Source organism: Streptomyces sp. 7N604 (assembly GCF_052245475.1).
In the GTDB taxonomy this organism is placed as follows: domain Bacteria; phylum Actinomycetota; class Actinomycetes; order Streptomycetales; family Streptomycetaceae; genus Streptomyces.
The window spans coordinates 21,326-35,860 of record NZ_JBQQBX010000025.1 but is presented as its reverse complement, the minus strand read 5'-3'; the positions used below and the strand labels follow the sequence as shown (position 1 = coordinate 35,860).

At 74.0% G+C, this 14,535-nt stretch carries 12 protein-coding genes; 4 read left to right on the top strand and 8 right to left on the bottom strand.

Translation table 11 applies throughout. The features are described from left to right. Positions 1-5 precede the first annotated feature (5 nt). The 5 genes from cseC to ACTWP8_RS25990 all read right to left on the bottom strand — a co-directional run bounded on the left by cseC (position 6) and on the right by ACTWP8_RS25990 (position 4,694). Positions 6-1,466: a two-component system sensor histidine kinase CseC gene (gene cseC / locus ACTWP8_RS26010; protein ID WP_443324541.1), complete on the bottom strand. Its 1,461-nt coding sequence runs from the start codon at positions 1,464-1,466 to the stop codon at positions 6-8. 18 nt (positions 1,467-1,484) lie between these two features. Then, the gene (gene cseB / locus ACTWP8_RS26005) at positions 1,485-2,195 is read right to left on the bottom strand and encodes a two-component system response regulator CseB (RefSeq protein ID WP_443324540.1); all 711 of its coding nucleotides are present in this window, start codon (positions 2,193-2,195) and stop codon (positions 1,485-1,487) included. A gap of 9 nt (positions 2,196-2,204) precedes the next feature. Then, entirely contained in the window at positions 2,205-2,906 is a 702-nt protein-coding gene (locus ACTWP8_RS26000; RefSeq protein ID WP_443324539.1) for a hypothetical protein, read from the bottom strand. Next, positions 2,894-3,451, bottom strand: a complete 558-nt coding sequence (locus tag ACTWP8_RS25995) for a SigE family RNA polymerase sigma factor (protein WP_443324538.1) — start codon at positions 3,449-3,451, stop codon at positions 2,894-2,896. Before ACTWP8_RS25995 ends, ACTWP8_RS26000 begins: the two co-directional genes overlap by 13 nt. 316 nt (positions 3,452-3,767) lie before the next feature. Next, positions 3,768-4,694 (bottom strand): A/G-specific adenine glycosylase, encoded by a 927-nt coding sequence (locus tag ACTWP8_RS25990; protein WP_443324537.1) that lies wholly within the window; start codon positions 4,692-4,694, stop codon positions 3,768-3,770. A gap of 576 nt (positions 4,695-5,270) precedes the next feature. Here ACTWP8_RS25990 and ACTWP8_RS25985 point away from each other — a divergent pair. Next, positions 5,271-7,139 (top strand): sensor histidine kinase, encoded by a 1,869-nt coding sequence (locus tag ACTWP8_RS25985; protein WP_443324536.1) that lies wholly within the window; start codon positions 5,271-5,273, stop codon positions 7,137-7,139. Next, entirely contained in the window at positions 7,136-7,804 is a 669-nt protein-coding gene (locus tag ACTWP8_RS25980; protein ID WP_443324535.1) for a response regulator, read from the top strand. Before ACTWP8_RS25985 ends, ACTWP8_RS25980 begins: the two co-directional genes overlap by 4 nt. 110 nt (positions 7,805-7,914) lie before the next feature. Here ACTWP8_RS25980 and ACTWP8_RS25975 read toward each other — a convergent pair whose 3' ends face one another. Then, positions 7,915-8,505 carry a phosphatase PAP2 family protein gene (locus ACTWP8_RS25975; protein ID WP_443324534.1) on the bottom strand — a complete coding sequence of 197 codons (591 nt, stop codon included), beginning with the start codon at positions 8,503-8,505 and terminating at the stop codon, positions 7,915-7,917. Between the two features lie 173 nt (positions 8,506-8,678). Between ACTWP8_RS25975 and ACTWP8_RS25970 the strand changes: the two genes are divergently transcribed. Continuing rightward, positions 8,679-9,479, top strand: coding sequence for a hypothetical protein (locus ACTWP8_RS25970; RefSeq protein WP_443324533.1), 801 nt, complete (start codon positions 8,679-8,681; stop codon positions 9,477-9,479). A gap of 225 nt (positions 9,480-9,704) precedes the next feature. On the opposite strand, the gene disA is transcribed toward ACTWP8_RS25970, so the two are convergent. Continuing rightward, positions 9,705-10,763, bottom strand: coding sequence for a DNA integrity scanning diadenylate cyclase DisA (gene disA / locus ACTWP8_RS25965; RefSeq protein WP_443315772.1), 1,059 nt, complete (start codon positions 10,761-10,763; stop codon positions 9,705-9,707). 141 nt (positions 10,764-10,904) lie between these two features. Then, positions 10,905-12,320 carry a DNA repair protein RadA gene (gene radA / locus ACTWP8_RS25960; protein ID WP_443324532.1) on the bottom strand — a complete coding sequence of 472 codons (1,416 nt, stop codon included), beginning with the start codon at positions 12,318-12,320 and terminating at the stop codon, positions 10,905-10,907. Positions 12,321-12,599: 279 nt separating this feature from the next. On the opposite strand from radA, the gene ACTWP8_RS25955 reads away from it, so the two are divergent. Continuing rightward, positions 12,600-14,348 (top strand): BACON domain-containing protein, encoded by a 1,749-nt coding sequence (locus ACTWP8_RS25955; protein ID WP_443324531.1) that lies wholly within the window; start codon positions 12,600-12,602, stop codon positions 14,346-14,348. Positions 14,349-14,535 lie beyond the last annotated feature (187 nt).

Genomic DNA, 14,535 nt, shown 5'->3' with positions numbered 1-14,535 from the left:
CCCGCTCAGGCCCCGGCCGCTTCGGTCGGGTGAGGCTCGGTGATGATCGGGATGCTGCCGGTGTCGGTCGGTGCGGACTCCGGCAGCCACAGCACGGCGATGGCGCCCGTGCCCGCCTGGTCCGTGCCCGCGCACGAGCCCGCCGTGCCCGCGCCTGAGCCCGCCTCGCCCGCACCCGCCGGTCCCGCCTCCGCCTGGCCCGTGCCTGCCGCACCCGTATCCGTACAGGAACCGGGCTCCTCGGCTCCGGTGTCCCCTTCGCCCTCCGCCGTTCCGTTGTGGAAGGTCAGCCGCGCCCCCAGCACCCGCGCCTGCCCCGCGGCGATGGTCAGCCCCAGGCCGTGGCCGATCCCGGCCCGGTCGTCGCTGCCCGTGCGGAACCTGCTCGGCCCGTCGGCCAGCAGCTCGGCCGGGAAGCCGGGCCCGTGGTCGCGGACGCGCAGCACGCGGCCGTCGACCGTGACCTCCACCGGCGGCCTGCCGTGCCGGGCGGCGTTCGCGAGCAGGTTGCCGAGTATCCGCTCGAGCCGCCGCGGGTCGGTGTGCGCGTGCGCGTCCCGTACGACCCGCACGGCGGCGTCCGGCGCCAGGACCTTCACCCGGCGGGCGACGAACTCGCCGAGCGCGATCTCCTGCAGCTCCGCCCGCTCGGCCGCGCTGTCGAGCCGGGCCACCTCCAGCACGTCCTCGACGAGCGTGCGCATGGCCTGTGCCCGGTCCCGTACGAGTTCGGTCGGGCGGCCGGGCGGCAGCAGCTCGGCAGCCGTGAGCAGCCCGGTCACCGGGGTGCGGAGCTCGTGGGCGATGTCGGCCGTCACCCGCCGCTCCGCCTCGAGCCGCCGCTGCAGCGCGTCCGCCATGGCGTCCACGGCCCGCGCCAGGTCGTCCGTCTCGTCCCGGACCCGGCCGCCGATCGCGTCCCGGATGCGGACGCCCGTGTCGCCCTCGGTGATCTTGCCGGCCGCGGTGGCCGCCTTCCGCAGCCGGCGCGACAGCTGCACGCCGATGAGCACACCCAGTGCGCAGCCCCCGAAGACGACCGAGGCCGAGCCCATGACCAGCGTCCGGTCGAGGTCGGTGAGGACGGCGTACCGGTCCTCGAAGCGGGAGTGCAGCGAGAGCACCTTGCCGTTCGAGAGCGGGACGGCGGCCCAGACCTCGGGCGCGCCGTCGCCGTCGTCATCGAGGTAGGTGGCACGCTGCCCGCTCAGCACCACGGCCTTGAGCGACGGCGGCAGGCCCCGGTCGTCGATCTTGGAGTCGAAGGGCGGCCGCCCGGTGGACTCGAAGATCCGCTGCGCGTACTTGATCCGCTCGTCCTGGACGTCCCGGCTGCTGTCGAGCATCGAGACGCGGGCGGCGTTGTGCACCACCAGGCTGAGCACGATCGCGACGAACGTGCTCACGGCGGCGATGGCGATGCTGAGCTTCCACCGGATGCCGGTGCGCAGCACGAGTTTTCTCAACGAAGGCCCCGGATCCGCTCAGCTCTTGAGCTTGTAGCCGAAGCCGCGGACCGTCTCGAGCCGGTCCTGGCCGATCTTCGCGCGCAGCCGCTGCACATGGACGTCCACGACCCGGGTGTCGCCGCCCCAGCCGTAGTCCCACACCCGCTCCAGCAGCCGGTCCCTGGACAGTACGGTGCCGGGCGCGGCCGAGAACTCCAGCAGCAGCCGCATCTCCGTCGGGGTCAGCGCGACCGGTTCGCCGCCCTTGCGGACCTCCATCCCCTCCGTGTCGACCTCGAGGTCGCCGAAGCGCAGCGGCTCGCCGTCGCCGCGCGCGTCGCCCCCGTCGCCGGGGTGCGCCCCGTACGCCCCGCCTGCGTTCCCGAAGCGGCGCAGCACGGCCCGGATCCGGGCCATCAGCACGGCTCCGTCGAAGGGCTTGGTCACGTAGTCGTCCGCGCCGGCCTCCAGGCCCAGCACGACGTCGATCGAGTCGGCGCGCGCCGACAGCATGATCACGGGCACGGTCGACTCGTCACGGATCCTGCGGCACAGGCTCACGCCGTCCATGCCGGGCACCATGACGTCCAGCAGGGCGATGTCCGGCGGGTCGGTGCGGAACCTCTCGAGCCCGGTCAGCCCGTCCGGCACGGCCGTGACGGCGAATCCGTCCCGCTCCAGGGCCAGTTGGGTCGCCTCGCGGATGACATCGTCGTCCTCGACGAAGAGCACATGGGTGTCGGCCATCTGCCTCTCTCAGCCCCCCTCCGGTGCCGGCGACGGGTCGGCGCCCTCCACAGTCTTGCTGTAGTCGCTGTGCGTCCGCTCGTGCTCGGTGAACCTGCCGTCGGCCCAGCGGTACGTGATGACGTCCTCGCCGGACGGGAAGCTCACCGGGTCCCCGGGCCCGTAGACCTGCCGGGTGACCTCCAGGTCGCCTCTGGATATCTCGGCGTAGACGGGCGGCTGCTCGTTCACGAACACATTCTCGTATCTCTTGGCGGCCGCCTCCTCCCGGTAGACATACGTCCCGATGCCGATGGCGTCGCCGCAGGTCAGGACATTGATGACGACGTCGGGCGCGGTGCTGCCGGTGAGGTTGCCGTACGAGACGTCGACCGGGTACTCGTCGCCCACGCACGGCTCGAGGTCCCTGCGGATCGCGGCGCTGACGTTCCGGTCCTTCTTCAGGAGGGCGACCGCGTCGACCTTGGTGGGCGCGGTCGGGGAGGAGGGGGCGGAGGTGGCTGTTCCGGCCGCCGTGCCCGTCCGGGCGGGACCCTCGATCCGCACGCCCTCGGCGCCTGCGGCGCACCCGGAGAGAAACAGGCCGGCGGCGGCCGCGCCCGCGGCCGCCGTACCGGCTCTTGTGAGGGCCGGGCGCCTCGTGAGCGCCCGGCCGGTCTTGGTGAGGGGTGAACCTGCCCCCCGGAAATCAGCCCGCGTCAGGCCGCGCACTGCTGAGGCCCCCGTTCCTCGTCACGTTCCAGCTCCCGGGCGCCCAGCTCACGCCTCTCCAGCTCCTGGCGCAGCCGGGCGAGCGCCCGGTGCAGCGTGCTCTTCACGGTGCCGGTGGACATGCCCAGGGCCGCCGCCGTCTCCTCCGTGCTCATCTGCTCCCAGTGTCGCAGGATGACGACGCTGCGCTGCTTGGGGGCGAGAACACCGAGTATGTCGATCAGCAGGGCGCGGTCGGCGCGCTGCTCCGTGCCGTCGTCGACGGCGGCTTCGGGCAGTTGCTCGGTGGGTACCTCGTCCAGCTTCCTGGCCCGCCACCACTCGGTGCGGGTGTTGATCATGACCCGCCGGAGGTAGGCGTCCGCGAGGGACTTGTCGGCGATGCCGTCCCAGCGGCCGTAGGTCCTGGCGAGAGCGGTCTGGAGCAGATCCTGGGCCTCGACCGGGTCCGGGACCAGCCGCCGGGCGCTACGCAGCAGTGCCTCCTGCCGGGTCCTCACGTACTCCTCGAACTCCAGGACCTCGCCGACCTCGCTGCTCGCCATCTCGACCGCCTCCGTTCCGCTCTTCCGCCCCGTGGGTCGCCGGGGACCCCGTTGGTCGCCGGTGTCCCCGGCACGGACATGAAGCTACGGAGGAGCTGTAACGGAGCGGTCCGCTCCGATGCTCGGGCGGCGCACGGCTATCCGTCGGTTGTGTAACAGCGGTCGGGTGGTGGGCTGGTTTGGTGGGGCGAATCGGGATGTATGGGGCGTAGGGTCACGCGGAGTGTGTGACGAATGGCGGCTGCTGTGACGCTTGTTGGTGCGGTGGCGCGGAAGGCTGGCACATCGATCGGTGTGGTGTGTCGTGTGGGCGTCGTCAGGTCAGCGGGAGCCGGTACACACCGCCGTCGAGCGGCTCGACGAGGCCGTCGGCCACCAGGCCGTCCAGCGCGCGGGCGCGCTGCACCGGCTCGTCCCACACCGCGTCCAGAACCGCCTGCGGCACCGGCTCGACCGCCTCGCGCAGCACGGCCAGCAGCCTGCCGCGCACCTGGCGGTCCGTACCCGCGTACGTCTGGCCGCGGCGCGGTGGCCCGTCGTGCGCGGGCGAGCCCGCGAGCCGCCAGGCGCACTGCGTGGCGATCGGGCAGCGCCCGCAGCCGGGCGTGCGCGCGGTGCACACCAGCGCGCCGAGCTCCATCGTGGCCGCGGCCCAGACGGCGGCCGTCGGCTCGTCCTCCGGGAGGAGGGCGCGGGCGAGGCGGCGCTCGGCCGCGGTGGTCGCGGTCGGCGGGTACTGGGTGCCGGTGACCGCGCGGGCGAGGACCCGGCGGACGTTGGTGTCCAGTACGGCGTGGCGCCGGCCGTACGCGAAGGAGGCGACGGCCGCCGCGGTGTACTCGCCGATGCCGGGGAGCGCGAGGAGCTTCGCGTGGTCGCGCGGAACCTCGCCGCCGTGCCGCTCCGTTATCGCGGCCGCGGCGGCGTGCAGGCGCAGCGCGCGGCGGGGGTAGCCCAGGCGGCCCCAGGCGCGGACCGCCTCGCCCGGCGCCTCGGCGGCGAGATCGGCGGGCCGCGGCCAGCGCGCGAGCCACTGCTCGTAGACGGGCAGGACGCGGCTGACCGGCGTCTGCTGAAGCATGAACTCGCTGACCATCACGCCCCAGGCGCCGGCCTCGGGGCGGCGCCAGGGGAGGTCGCGGGCGTGCGTCCGGAACCAGTCGATGACCGGGGTGTGGAGCGCGGCGGGGGCGGACTCGGGCAGGGCCTCGTCCGGTGTGCGGGTTGTGGTCGTCGTAGTCATGGCAGAACCGATCCTGGCACGAGTCCGCTCGCCGCGGGGGCCGCTGCCGCGATGGGGCGGATTGGTGTCGGCCCGGGGGGCGGCTGTCTGCCCGGCCTTCGGCCGGGGTTGGTTGTGCCCACCCACCCGTTGCTGGGGGTGCCCAGGGCTGGGGCACATGCAGCGGTTCGGCGCTTGCGGCGTGGGCTGATTGTGCGGGCCGCTGCTCTGGTGGCGTGTGGGGCGGGCTGCGGGGTCGCTGGCTGCCCGGATTCAGGCCGGGGTTTGTGTGTCCACCTGCACGTTGCTGGGGGTGGGGCACGTGCAGTGGTTTGGGGGTTGTGGTGTCGGCTGTTTGTGCGAGGTCGCTGCTGCGGTGGTGGCAGTGTGTGTCGGGCTCCCGGGGGCGTCTCCGCGGCCTTCGGCGGGGGTTTGTGCGTCGGCCCCGCCCGGTGGTGGGGGACGGGTGGGGTTGTCGGCTCGGGGTGGGAGCGTCTGCCCGGTCGCGATCGTCCCATCCGCACGCCGCGAACACCCGGCCGGAGGCATGACTTTCGGCAGGGGTATGGGGGGACTGGCGCTTGTAGCGTCGGGCGGGTGAGACATCGGGAAGTTCTGGCCGACGCCGTGTTGTGGGTAGCCCTCGCCGTGCCCGTCGCGTTCGGCGACTCGCTCGGGCGGAACCAGCCCCTCCCGTGGTGGCAGACCATCGTCGGCGTCCTCCTGCTCGCGGTGGCCGTAGCCCTCGCCCGTACGCGGCCCGCCCTCGCCCTGCTCGTCGTCGCGGCCCTCGGACTCGCCGCCACGCCCGGCCTGTTCACGGTCAGCTACGGTCCCGCGCTCTCGGCCGTCGCCTATCTCCTCGGCCGCCGGGCCGACGCGGCGCGCCCCGCGCTGTCCGCCTTCGCCGCCGTGGGCCTGACGGCCACCGCCCTGATCGTCGTGGAGGCGCCGCCCGACCCCGTCGTCGTCTGGCTCGTGATGTTCGCGACGCTGCTCTTCGGCGCGGTCTTCCCCTGGCTGACGGGCCGTTACCGGCGCCAGGACCGTGCACTCGTCGCCGCCGGGTGGAGCCGCGCCGAGCAGCTGGAGCGCGAGCAGGAGATCGTCGCGGACCGTACGCGGCTGCGGGAGCGGGCCCGTATCGCACAGGACATGCACGACTCGCTCGGCCACGAGCTGAGCCTGATCGCCTTGCGCGCGGGCGCGTTGCAGGTGGCGCCCGGGCTGGCCGCCGAGCACCGGGCCGCGGCGGGCGAGCTGCGCGAGGCCGCGGCCGACGCGACCGACCGACTGCACGAGATCATCGGCGTCCTCCGCGAAGGGGAAGGCCGGCGGGAGGCCCCGCTCGTGCCCCCGGCGGAGGCCGTCGAGGCCCTCGTCGAGCGGGCGAGGGACTCGGGCCTCGACGTACGGCTGTCGGTCGCCGGGGACGGCGAACTGACGGGTATGGGGGAGCAGACGGTGCACCGCGTGGTTCAGGAGTCGCTGACGAACGCGGCCAAACACGCTCCCGGCGCCTCCGTGACCGTGGAGCTCGAACGGTCGCGGGCCGGCGTCCTGTTGACCGTACGCAATGCGTCCGCGGACGGTGGCAGTGCCGGTCGTCCGGACCCGGCCGGTACACCGGGCAGCACACCCGGCACCCGGGGCTCCGGTGACCGGCTCGCGCGCAGCGGTTCCGACGGTGTGGACCCCGGGGAGTCCGGCCCCCGACTCCCCGTGAGCGCCCGGCGTCTGGCCGGGCCCGCCTCCAGCGGAACCGGCCTCGCCGCGCTCGCCGAGCGCGTGCGGCTCGTGGGCGGTGAGCTCTCGGCGGGGCCGTACGAGCGCGGCTTCCGCCTCGTGGCGCGCGTCCCATGTCCTCCGGGAACTGCGGGAACAGACGGGGAAGCGCCCGCGTCGGGGCCCGCGGCGGGGCCCCCGCCCGGGCCCGAACCACGGACCACGTCAGAGCCCGCATGCGGGACCGCCCTCGGACCCGGCGGCGGAGCCCGTCCCACCCCGGCGGGCCGAGCCCGCTCCCTTCCCGCCGCAAACCCCTCCCCCAGCCGTCCCGGAATGACCGCCGGAGCACGGCAGTTCGTGCTGGTGCGGCGGGGTGCGCGGCGCAGGGTGCTGGTCGGCTTTGCTGCCGCGGGGGGCGCTGCGGTGGTCCTCGTGGGCGGAGTGTTCGGCTGGTACGCGTATGTCATGACGCACTCGGTCCTGCCGCCCGCCGCCTACGACCGGCTGGCGGTCGGCGACAGCTACGCGGACGTGGCGCGGCTGCTGCCCGACCGCGAGGTCACCGACACGCCGACCGAGCGCGCCCCCGCGGCGCCCCCCGGCGCCGACTGCCACTACTACCGGTCCAGCGACCGGCTCTTCCACAGCGTGGACGACTACCGGCTCTGCTTCCGGGACGGCCGCCTCGTGGCCAAGACCCTGGTGCCCGAGCCGACCGGAGAGGAGACGGTGCGTTGATTCGCGTGCTGCTGGCCGACGACGAGGCGATGATCCGCGCGGGTGTACGCGCCATCCTCGCCGCCGCGCCGGACATCGAGGTCGTCGCCGAGGCCGGGGACGGGCGCGAGGCGGTCGAGCTCGTCCGCGCCCACCGCCCCGACGTCGCCCTCCTGGACATCCGGATGCCGAAGCTCGACGGGCTCGCCGCCTGCGAGGAGAGCAGAAGGGCCGTGCCGGAGACGGCCGTCGCCATCCTGACGACCTTCTCCGAGGACGCGTACGTAGCGCGGGCACTGGGCGGCGGTGCGACCGGATTCCTGCTGAAGTCCGGCGATCCGTACGAACTCATCGCGGGGGTACGGGCGGTGGCGGACGGCGGCGCGTTCCTGTCGCCGCGCATCGCCCGGCACGTCATCGACGAGCTGGGCGGGGAGCGGCTGGCGCGCGGCGCGTCCGCCCGCACCCGTACGGAGGCGCTGACCGCGCGGGAGAGGGAGGTTCTCGGCCTGGTCGGGGCCGGCCTGTCCAACGCGGAGATCGCCCGGCGGCTGCATCTGGTGGAGGGCACGGTCAAGGCCTATGTGAGCGCCATCCTCGACCGGTTGGAGGTCAGGAACCGCGTCCAGGCGGCGATCGTCGCCCACGAGGCGGGCCTCGTCGAGGCCGGGCCCCAAGGCCCGTAGGCCCCCACAACCCGCAGGCCCCACCACCCGTAGAGCTGAAGTGGCCTTGCCTCGGGGTCTGTCCGGCGGATCTTCCGCCACCGCGGCCATGATCCGCTGGGACATGCGCCTTACGCATCGCGGGCGAAGAGCGGCCGCAACGGGCCCGTGCGCAGCCGCACCACCGCCCCGGTCGCGGGCCGTACGAGCAGCCGCGCCGTCACCGTCACGACCAGCGCGCCCAGCGCGAAGCCCGCCGCCACGTCGTGGGGATAGTGCACGCCCAGGACCACCCGGGAGCAGGCCGTGAGGACGGCCGCCGGGACGACGAGAAGCCAGGCGCGGCGGTACGCGATGACCGCACCGACCGCGAGCGCCGCGGCGATGGTGGCGTGGTTGCTCGGGAAGGACCAGTCGCCGGGCGGCGGGCACGCGGCCAGCGGGCGGGCCGCCCCCGCGACGGCCCGGCACGGGCGCTCCTCCGCGAAGGCGGCCTTCGCGAGCTCGCTGCAGACGTACGCGACGGCAGAGGCGAGTGGGCCGAGGAGTGCGAGCGCCACCTCGCGCGCGTGCCCGCGACGGGACCGCCACCACACGGCGACGGAGACAGCCGCCAGGAGCAACAGCCCCGCCTCCGTGCCGAATTCGGTCAAGGAGTGGAACCAACTGGGCGTGTCCTGGGCGAAGTCGGTGATGTCGCGATAGAGCTCTGTGTCGTCCATGGTCACGGACTGTATGAATCAGGCCCGTCCGGTCACAGTGAGCGATCGTCAGGACGCGGGCCCGACGAAAGTGAGTGCCCGCCGCACGCCGCGTGATGATGATCGTCAAAAGATGCCCAGGATGGCGGCGGGTACTGGCCTGAACCGCGGTCGTTCTCTCGTACAGTTTGCGCGTGGGATCTCTGCGCAATCCGGTCGGGCCGCTTCCCTCCTCCATCTACTGGCGTCGGAGGGCAGTTGTGCTGTCCGTGGTTGCGCTGCTAGCCCTGCTGGGCGTCTGGGCGCTCAACTCCACCGGCTCCGGCGGTGACGGCGGCCGCGGCAACGGCGCGGACGGAACGGGGCCCGCCGAGTCCATCACGCCCGGGCCGTCCTCTTCGGGTCCCGCCATCAGCCAACGGCCGGGCGGCCGCGACGAGTCGGAGGGCGGGGACGGCGGCGGAAGCGGCACCGGCGGCGCCGGTGACGACGGCGCGGGCGGCGGCGACAGCGCCGGAGGCGACGGCGCGTCCGGCGCGGGAGGCGGCTCGGGAAGCGGGGGTGGGGCGGGCATCCCGGCCGGTGCGAGCCTGCCCGACTGCAGGGCCGGATCGGTGCAGTTGAGCGTGCGCAGCGTCAAGAACTCCTACGGCCCCAGCGAGAAGCCGAAGTTCGAGATCGTCGCGAAGAACTCCTCCGGCAAGGCCTGCAAGGTGGACTTCGGGGCGAAGTCTGCCGTCATGACCATCACCTTCGCGGACGACGACGACCCGTTCTGGGCCTCGGACGACTGCCCGGCGGACGACGGCAGGGTCCTGCTCCAGGTTCCGGCGGGCGGCGAGACGAGCCGCAGTGTGGTGTGGGACCGGAAGCCGAGTGAGCCGAAGTGCGCGACGCCGTCCGCGGGTTCGGCGAAGCCGGGCACGTATCTGGTCGAGGTGCAGGCCACGGGCCTGTCGACGGCGCGGGTGTCGTTCTCACTGCGGAAGGACTGAGCCGAGCGGCGTGGTGCCGCCGCCGGGTGCGGGCAGCCCGCGCGCGACGGTGCGGCAGGCGCTACGGCAGGAGATCTGCCGGTGGGTGACCGCGAGGTGGGCTGCGTACCGCCGGTGCGAGTGGCAGGCCGACGAGCTGCTCGTATCGCTGAGGACCGGTGAACTGCCGGTGGGTGACCGCGAAGAGGGCGCGCGCCGTCGGCGCGGAGCGGCTTCAGCGGCGAGCTACACGTACCGCTCGAGGATCGAGGACTCCGCCAGCCGCGACAGGCCCTCGCGTACGGACCGGGCCCGGGCCTCGCCCACGCCCTCGACCGTCTGCAGGTCGTCCACGCTCGCCGCGAGCAGCTTCTGCAGGCCGCCGAAGTAGTCGACCAGCCGCTCGATGACGGTGTTCGGCAGCCGCGGAACCTTGGCGAGCAGCCGGTAACCCCGCGGGGAGACCGCCGAGTCGAGGGCCTCGGGCGAGCCGCTGTAGCCCAGCGCGCGCGCCACGGTGGGCAGTTCGAGCAGCTCGGCGTGGCTGAGCGAGTCGAGTTCCGCGAGCGCGTCCGGGACCGTACGCGACCGCTTGGCGGTGGGCTCCGGAACGTAGTCCCGGGCCACCAGCTCGCGCTCCGGCTCGACACCCGCGATCAGCTCGTCCAGCTGCAGCGAGAGCAGCCGTCCGTCGGTGCCCAGCTCGACCACGTACTCGGCGATCTCGGTGGCGATGCGGCGGACCATCTCCAGGCGCTGGGCCACGGCGGACACGTCGCGGACGGTCACCAGGTCCTCGATCTCCAGGGCGGAGAGGGTGCCCGCGACCTCGTCGAGCCGCAGCTTGTAGCGCTCCAGGGTCGCAAGGGCCTGGTTGGCGCGGGAGAGGATCGCCGCGGAGTCCTCCAGGACGCGCCGCTGCCCGTCCACGTAGAGAGCGATCAGCCGCATGGACTGGCTGACGGAGACGACGGGGAAGCCCGCCTGGATGGAGACACGCTGGGCGGTGCGGTGCCGGGTGCCGGTCTCCTCGGTGGGGATCGCCGCGTCGGGCACAAGCTGCACGCCCGCCCGTACGATCTTGGTGATGTCCTTGTCGAGGATCAGCGCGCCGTCGAGCTTGCACAGCTCGCGCAGCCGGGTCGCGGTGAACTCGACGTCGAGCACGAATCCGCCGGTACACATCGTTTCGACCGTCTTGTCCATGCCGAGGACGATGAGACCGCCGGTGTTGCCCCGCAGCACCCTCTCGAGGCCGTCACGGAGGGCCGTACCCGGCGCGACCGCGCTCAGCGAGGCACGCATCAGGCCATCGGAGCTCCCGGACTTGCCGGGACCTGCCGTCCGATCGCTGGCTGCCACTGCACTCCTCCGGTCGCTGATGTGGGGGCCCGGGTGCGTACGTACGGGCGAGACCAGGGCAAAGTCTACCGGCGGCCGGACTCCTTATGTGGGGCGTCCGGATTGCGACGCTTCACGGCCCGCACGCCGGGGCAGTACCCGCAGCGCGTCTCCTATGTCGGCGACCTCGGTGACCTTCATGCCGGACGGCACCTTGCCGGGGTCCACGGGCACGAGCGCGTGCGTGAAGCCGAGCCGGGCCGCCTCCGCAAGGCGCCGCTGCACGCCCGTGACCCGGCGCACCTCGCCCGCCAGGCCCACCTCGCCTATGGCGACCAGGTTCTTCGGCAGCGGGGTGTCGCTCGCGGCGCTGGCCAGGGCGAGGGCCACGGCCAGGTCGGCGGCGGGCTCGGACAACTTCACGCCGCCGACCGTGGCGCTGTAGATGTCCCGCTTGCCGAGCTGCGAGATCTTCCCGCGCTGCTCCAGCACCGCCAGCATCATCGACACCCGGGAGGTCTCCAGGCCCGAGGTCGTACGGCGCGGGGAGGGGATCTGCGAGTCGACGGTCAGCGCCTGGACCTCGGCCACGAGCGGACGGCGGCCCTCCAGGGTGACGGTCAGGCAGGTGCCGGGGACGGGCTCGTCGCGGCGGGTGAGGAACAGCCCTGAGGGGTCGGCCAGTCCCGTGATGCCTTCGTCGTGCAGCTCGAAGCAGCCGACCTCGTCCGTCGCGCCATAGCGGTTCTTCACGCCGCGGACGAGGCGGAGGCGGGCGTGCCGGTCGCCCTCGAAGTGCAGGACGACGTCCACGAGGTGCTCCAGCAGGCGGGGGCCTGCGATGGCGCCGTCCTTCGTGACATGGCCGACGAGGAGCGTGGACATCCCGCGCTCCTTGGACGCGCGGATGAGGGCTCCGGCGACCTCGCGGACCTGGGCCATGCCGCCCGGTGCGCCGTCGATCTCGGGCGAGGCGACGGTCTGCACGGAGTCCAGGACCAGCAGCGACGGCTTGACCGTGTCGAGGTGGCCGAGGACCGCGGACAGGTCGGTCTCGGCGGCCAGATAGAGGTGCTCGGAGAGCGCGCCGATGCGGTCGGCGCGCAGCCTGACCTGGCCCGCCGACTCCTCACCCGTGACGTAGAGGGTCCGCTCCTGGTCGGACGACGCCTTCGCCGCGACGTCGAGCAGGAGCGTGGACTTGCCGACGCCCGGCTCCCCGGCGAGCAGCACGACGGCGCCCGGTACGACGCCCCCGCCGAGCACCCGGTCCAGCTCGGCGACGCCCGTCGAACGGGCGGTTGCCCGCCGCCCGTCCACCTGGCCGATGGGCAGCGCCGCCGAGGTGACCCGGCCCGGCGCCGTCGTACGGACCGCGGGCGCGCCGAACTCCTCGACGGTGCCCCACGCGTGGCACTCGGGGCAGCGGCCGAGCCACTTGGCCGTGGTCCAGCCGCACTCCGTGCAGCGGTAGGAGGGACGGTCTTTGGCGGACGAGCGGGACGTACGGGCAGCAGCCATGCGGGTCACCGTAGCGGTGGGCTCTGACAGCGCCGGGGCGGGCCGGGCCCTCGGGGGGAGCGACCCGGGGGCGGGCGCGGTCCCCGGGAGGGGCGGGCGGTGTCGGCTTGCGCTGTCACGCGCCGGAGTACGCCGCGCACGCGCGCGACGGCTCCATAGCAGAACGCTCCGCTGAGAAGAGGAACGCGTGTCCTCTTTTGAGGGTGATGGTCACCCGTAAGGGTTAAACCTGCGCAAGTAGGGCGAGAGGCACGGCATCATCCGCCTACCTTCGGCCAGATGAGCAGCAGGCAGGAGCATCCAACGCACACCACCGGCGCACACCGGGCGCACCGCAGTGCGCAGGGCTCCGCCCGGAGCGCCGCCAAGTCCGCGTCCCGGTCCGCCTCCCCGCGCACAGAACAGGAGCGGCGGGGCGCGCGCTACGAGCCGTATCTGGACGGCCTGTTCACGTACTGCTTGTCCGTCCTCTGCGAGCACGACGCCGCCACCTCGGTGCTCGGCGAGGTCCTCGCCATCGCCGAGCGGCAGTACGGCCGCCGCCCCGCCGACGAGGCACAGCGCCGGTCCTGGCTCTACGCCCTGGCCCGCTGGGCCTGCCTCCAGCAGCTGGCCGAGAATCACCGCGCCCACGACGCCCAGCCCGCCGCGCGGCCCGCGGAGCCCGGCCTCTCCGAGGCCGCGGCCGTCCAGCGCCGCCGCGAACTCGGCGCGCTCGCCTGGCCGGAGGCCGCGGGCATCACACCCGAGCAGCGCGAAGCCCTCGAACTCGCGGTCCGGCACCGGCTGGTGGCCGACGAGGTCGCCGCCGTCCTCGGCATGGAGCACGACGCGGCCTGCGCGCTGCTCTCCACCGCCGCCTGCGAGGTGGAACGGACCCGTGCCGCGCTCGTCGTCGTCGAGCGCGGCAGCTGTCCGGTCGTCGCCCGGCTCACCGGTGACAGCCAGGTGCTGCTGGGCACCGCGCTGCGCCGCGAGCTCGTACGGCACGTCGACGACTGTCCCGAGTGCCGCAGGACCGCCGAGCGCGCCACGGCGGGCGGGCCGTGGCCCGGCAGTACGGCACTGCCCGGCACGCTGCCGGTGCTCGAGGCACCGCGGCCCGCCCTCTACGCGGCGATGACCCGTGCCCTACGCGCGCGTGGCCGGGCGCGCGGCGCCGCTGCGCGGAGCGGGCCGCGCTACGACCGCAGCGGGTTCCCGGTCGACCCCAAGGACCGGGTGGCGCGCCGTCGGCGGATGCGCAGCCGGGCCATGACGACCACCGTGGTCGCGACCGTGGTGGCCGCGCCGTTGCTCGCACTCTGGGGGGCATACCGGGGGGCGCCGCTGCTCGGCGAGGCGCAGGCCAGCAGCCCGGTGACCGCCGCAGGGGCCGAGACCCCCGACGGCCTCGCCGGGCACCCGTACGAGAAGGCGGGCAACGCGCAGACCGGGCCCCACCCGCGCTTCACGCCGGGCAGCAGCCACTCCCCTGACGTGTCGGTCGAGGTCGTCTACGGAGACGGGGACGGCGACCGGCGCCGGCACGACGGTGACCGCGGCCGTCACCGCGATCGCGACGGCGCGGGCCGGACGACGCCGCCCGGCCCCTCCTCCCCGCCGGGCGGCGGCTCGTCCTGGCCCGGCCGGCCGACCCCGACCCACTCGCCGGGGCGGCTGACCGTCGAGGCGCAGCCGAGCGGCGACACGACGCTCATCACGCTGCGAGCGTCGGGCGGAGCGCCGGTGCGGTGGAGGGCGTACGCGGACGCGCCGTGGCTGCAACTGAGCCGTACGGCGGGGGAGCTGCGGCCGGGGGAGTCGGTGACGATCACGGTGTCGGTGGACGAGGCGCGGGAGCCGGAGGGGGCGTGGACGGCGCGGGTCGCGATCGATCCGGCGCGGACGGTGGTCACGATCCAGGGCCGCGGCGCGACCCCGGAACCCACCCCGAGCCCCACGGACCCGGAGCCGACGCCAACCCCGTCGGGTACCACGAGCTCCCTGCCGCCGAGCGGCTCCGACTCCCCCAGCCCGACGAACTGACACGCCCCAGGCCCTGGCCGGGGGGTTCGTCTTCCACCCGCGCGGATACTGCCCAAGGTTGCGGCACCCACAGCCGCCAGGCGGCGCCGCCGACCCGCGGCGGGCCACCGGCGGGAGGGGACGGGACGCAGCGGTCAAGCATCTGCCGAGCTGCGGCAGCCACCTGCGGGACGGGACGCGGTGGGAC

Bases quoted from the DNA above. Each gene is read 5' to 3' on its own strand.
- cseB (WP_443324540.1), bottom strand. From the start codon at position 2,195: ATGGCCGACACCCATGTGCTCTTCGTCGAGGACGACGATGTCATCCGC.
- ACTWP8_RS25995 (WP_443324538.1), bottom strand. From the start codon at position 3,451: ATGGCGAGCAGCGAGGTCGGCGAGGTCCTGGAGTTCGAGGAGTACGTG.
- ACTWP8_RS25990 (WP_443324537.1), bottom strand. From the start codon at position 4,694: ATGACTACGACGACCACAACCCGCACACCGGACGAGGCCCTGCCCGAG.
- ACTWP8_RS25975 (WP_443324534.1), bottom strand. From the start codon at position 8,505: ATGGACGACACAGAGCTCTATCGCGACATCACCGACTTCGCCCAGGAC.
- disA (WP_443315772.1), bottom strand. From the start codon at position 10,763: ATGCGTGCCTCGCTGAGCGCGGTCGCGCCGGGTACGGCCCTCCGTGAC.
- radA (WP_443324532.1), bottom strand. From the start codon at position 12,320: ATGGCTGCTGCCCGTACGTCCCGCTCGTCCGCCAAAGACCGTCCCTCC.
- ACTWP8_RS25955 (WP_443324531.1), top strand. From the start codon at position 12,600: ATGAGCAGCAGGCAGGAGCATCCAACGCACACCACCGGCGCACACCGG.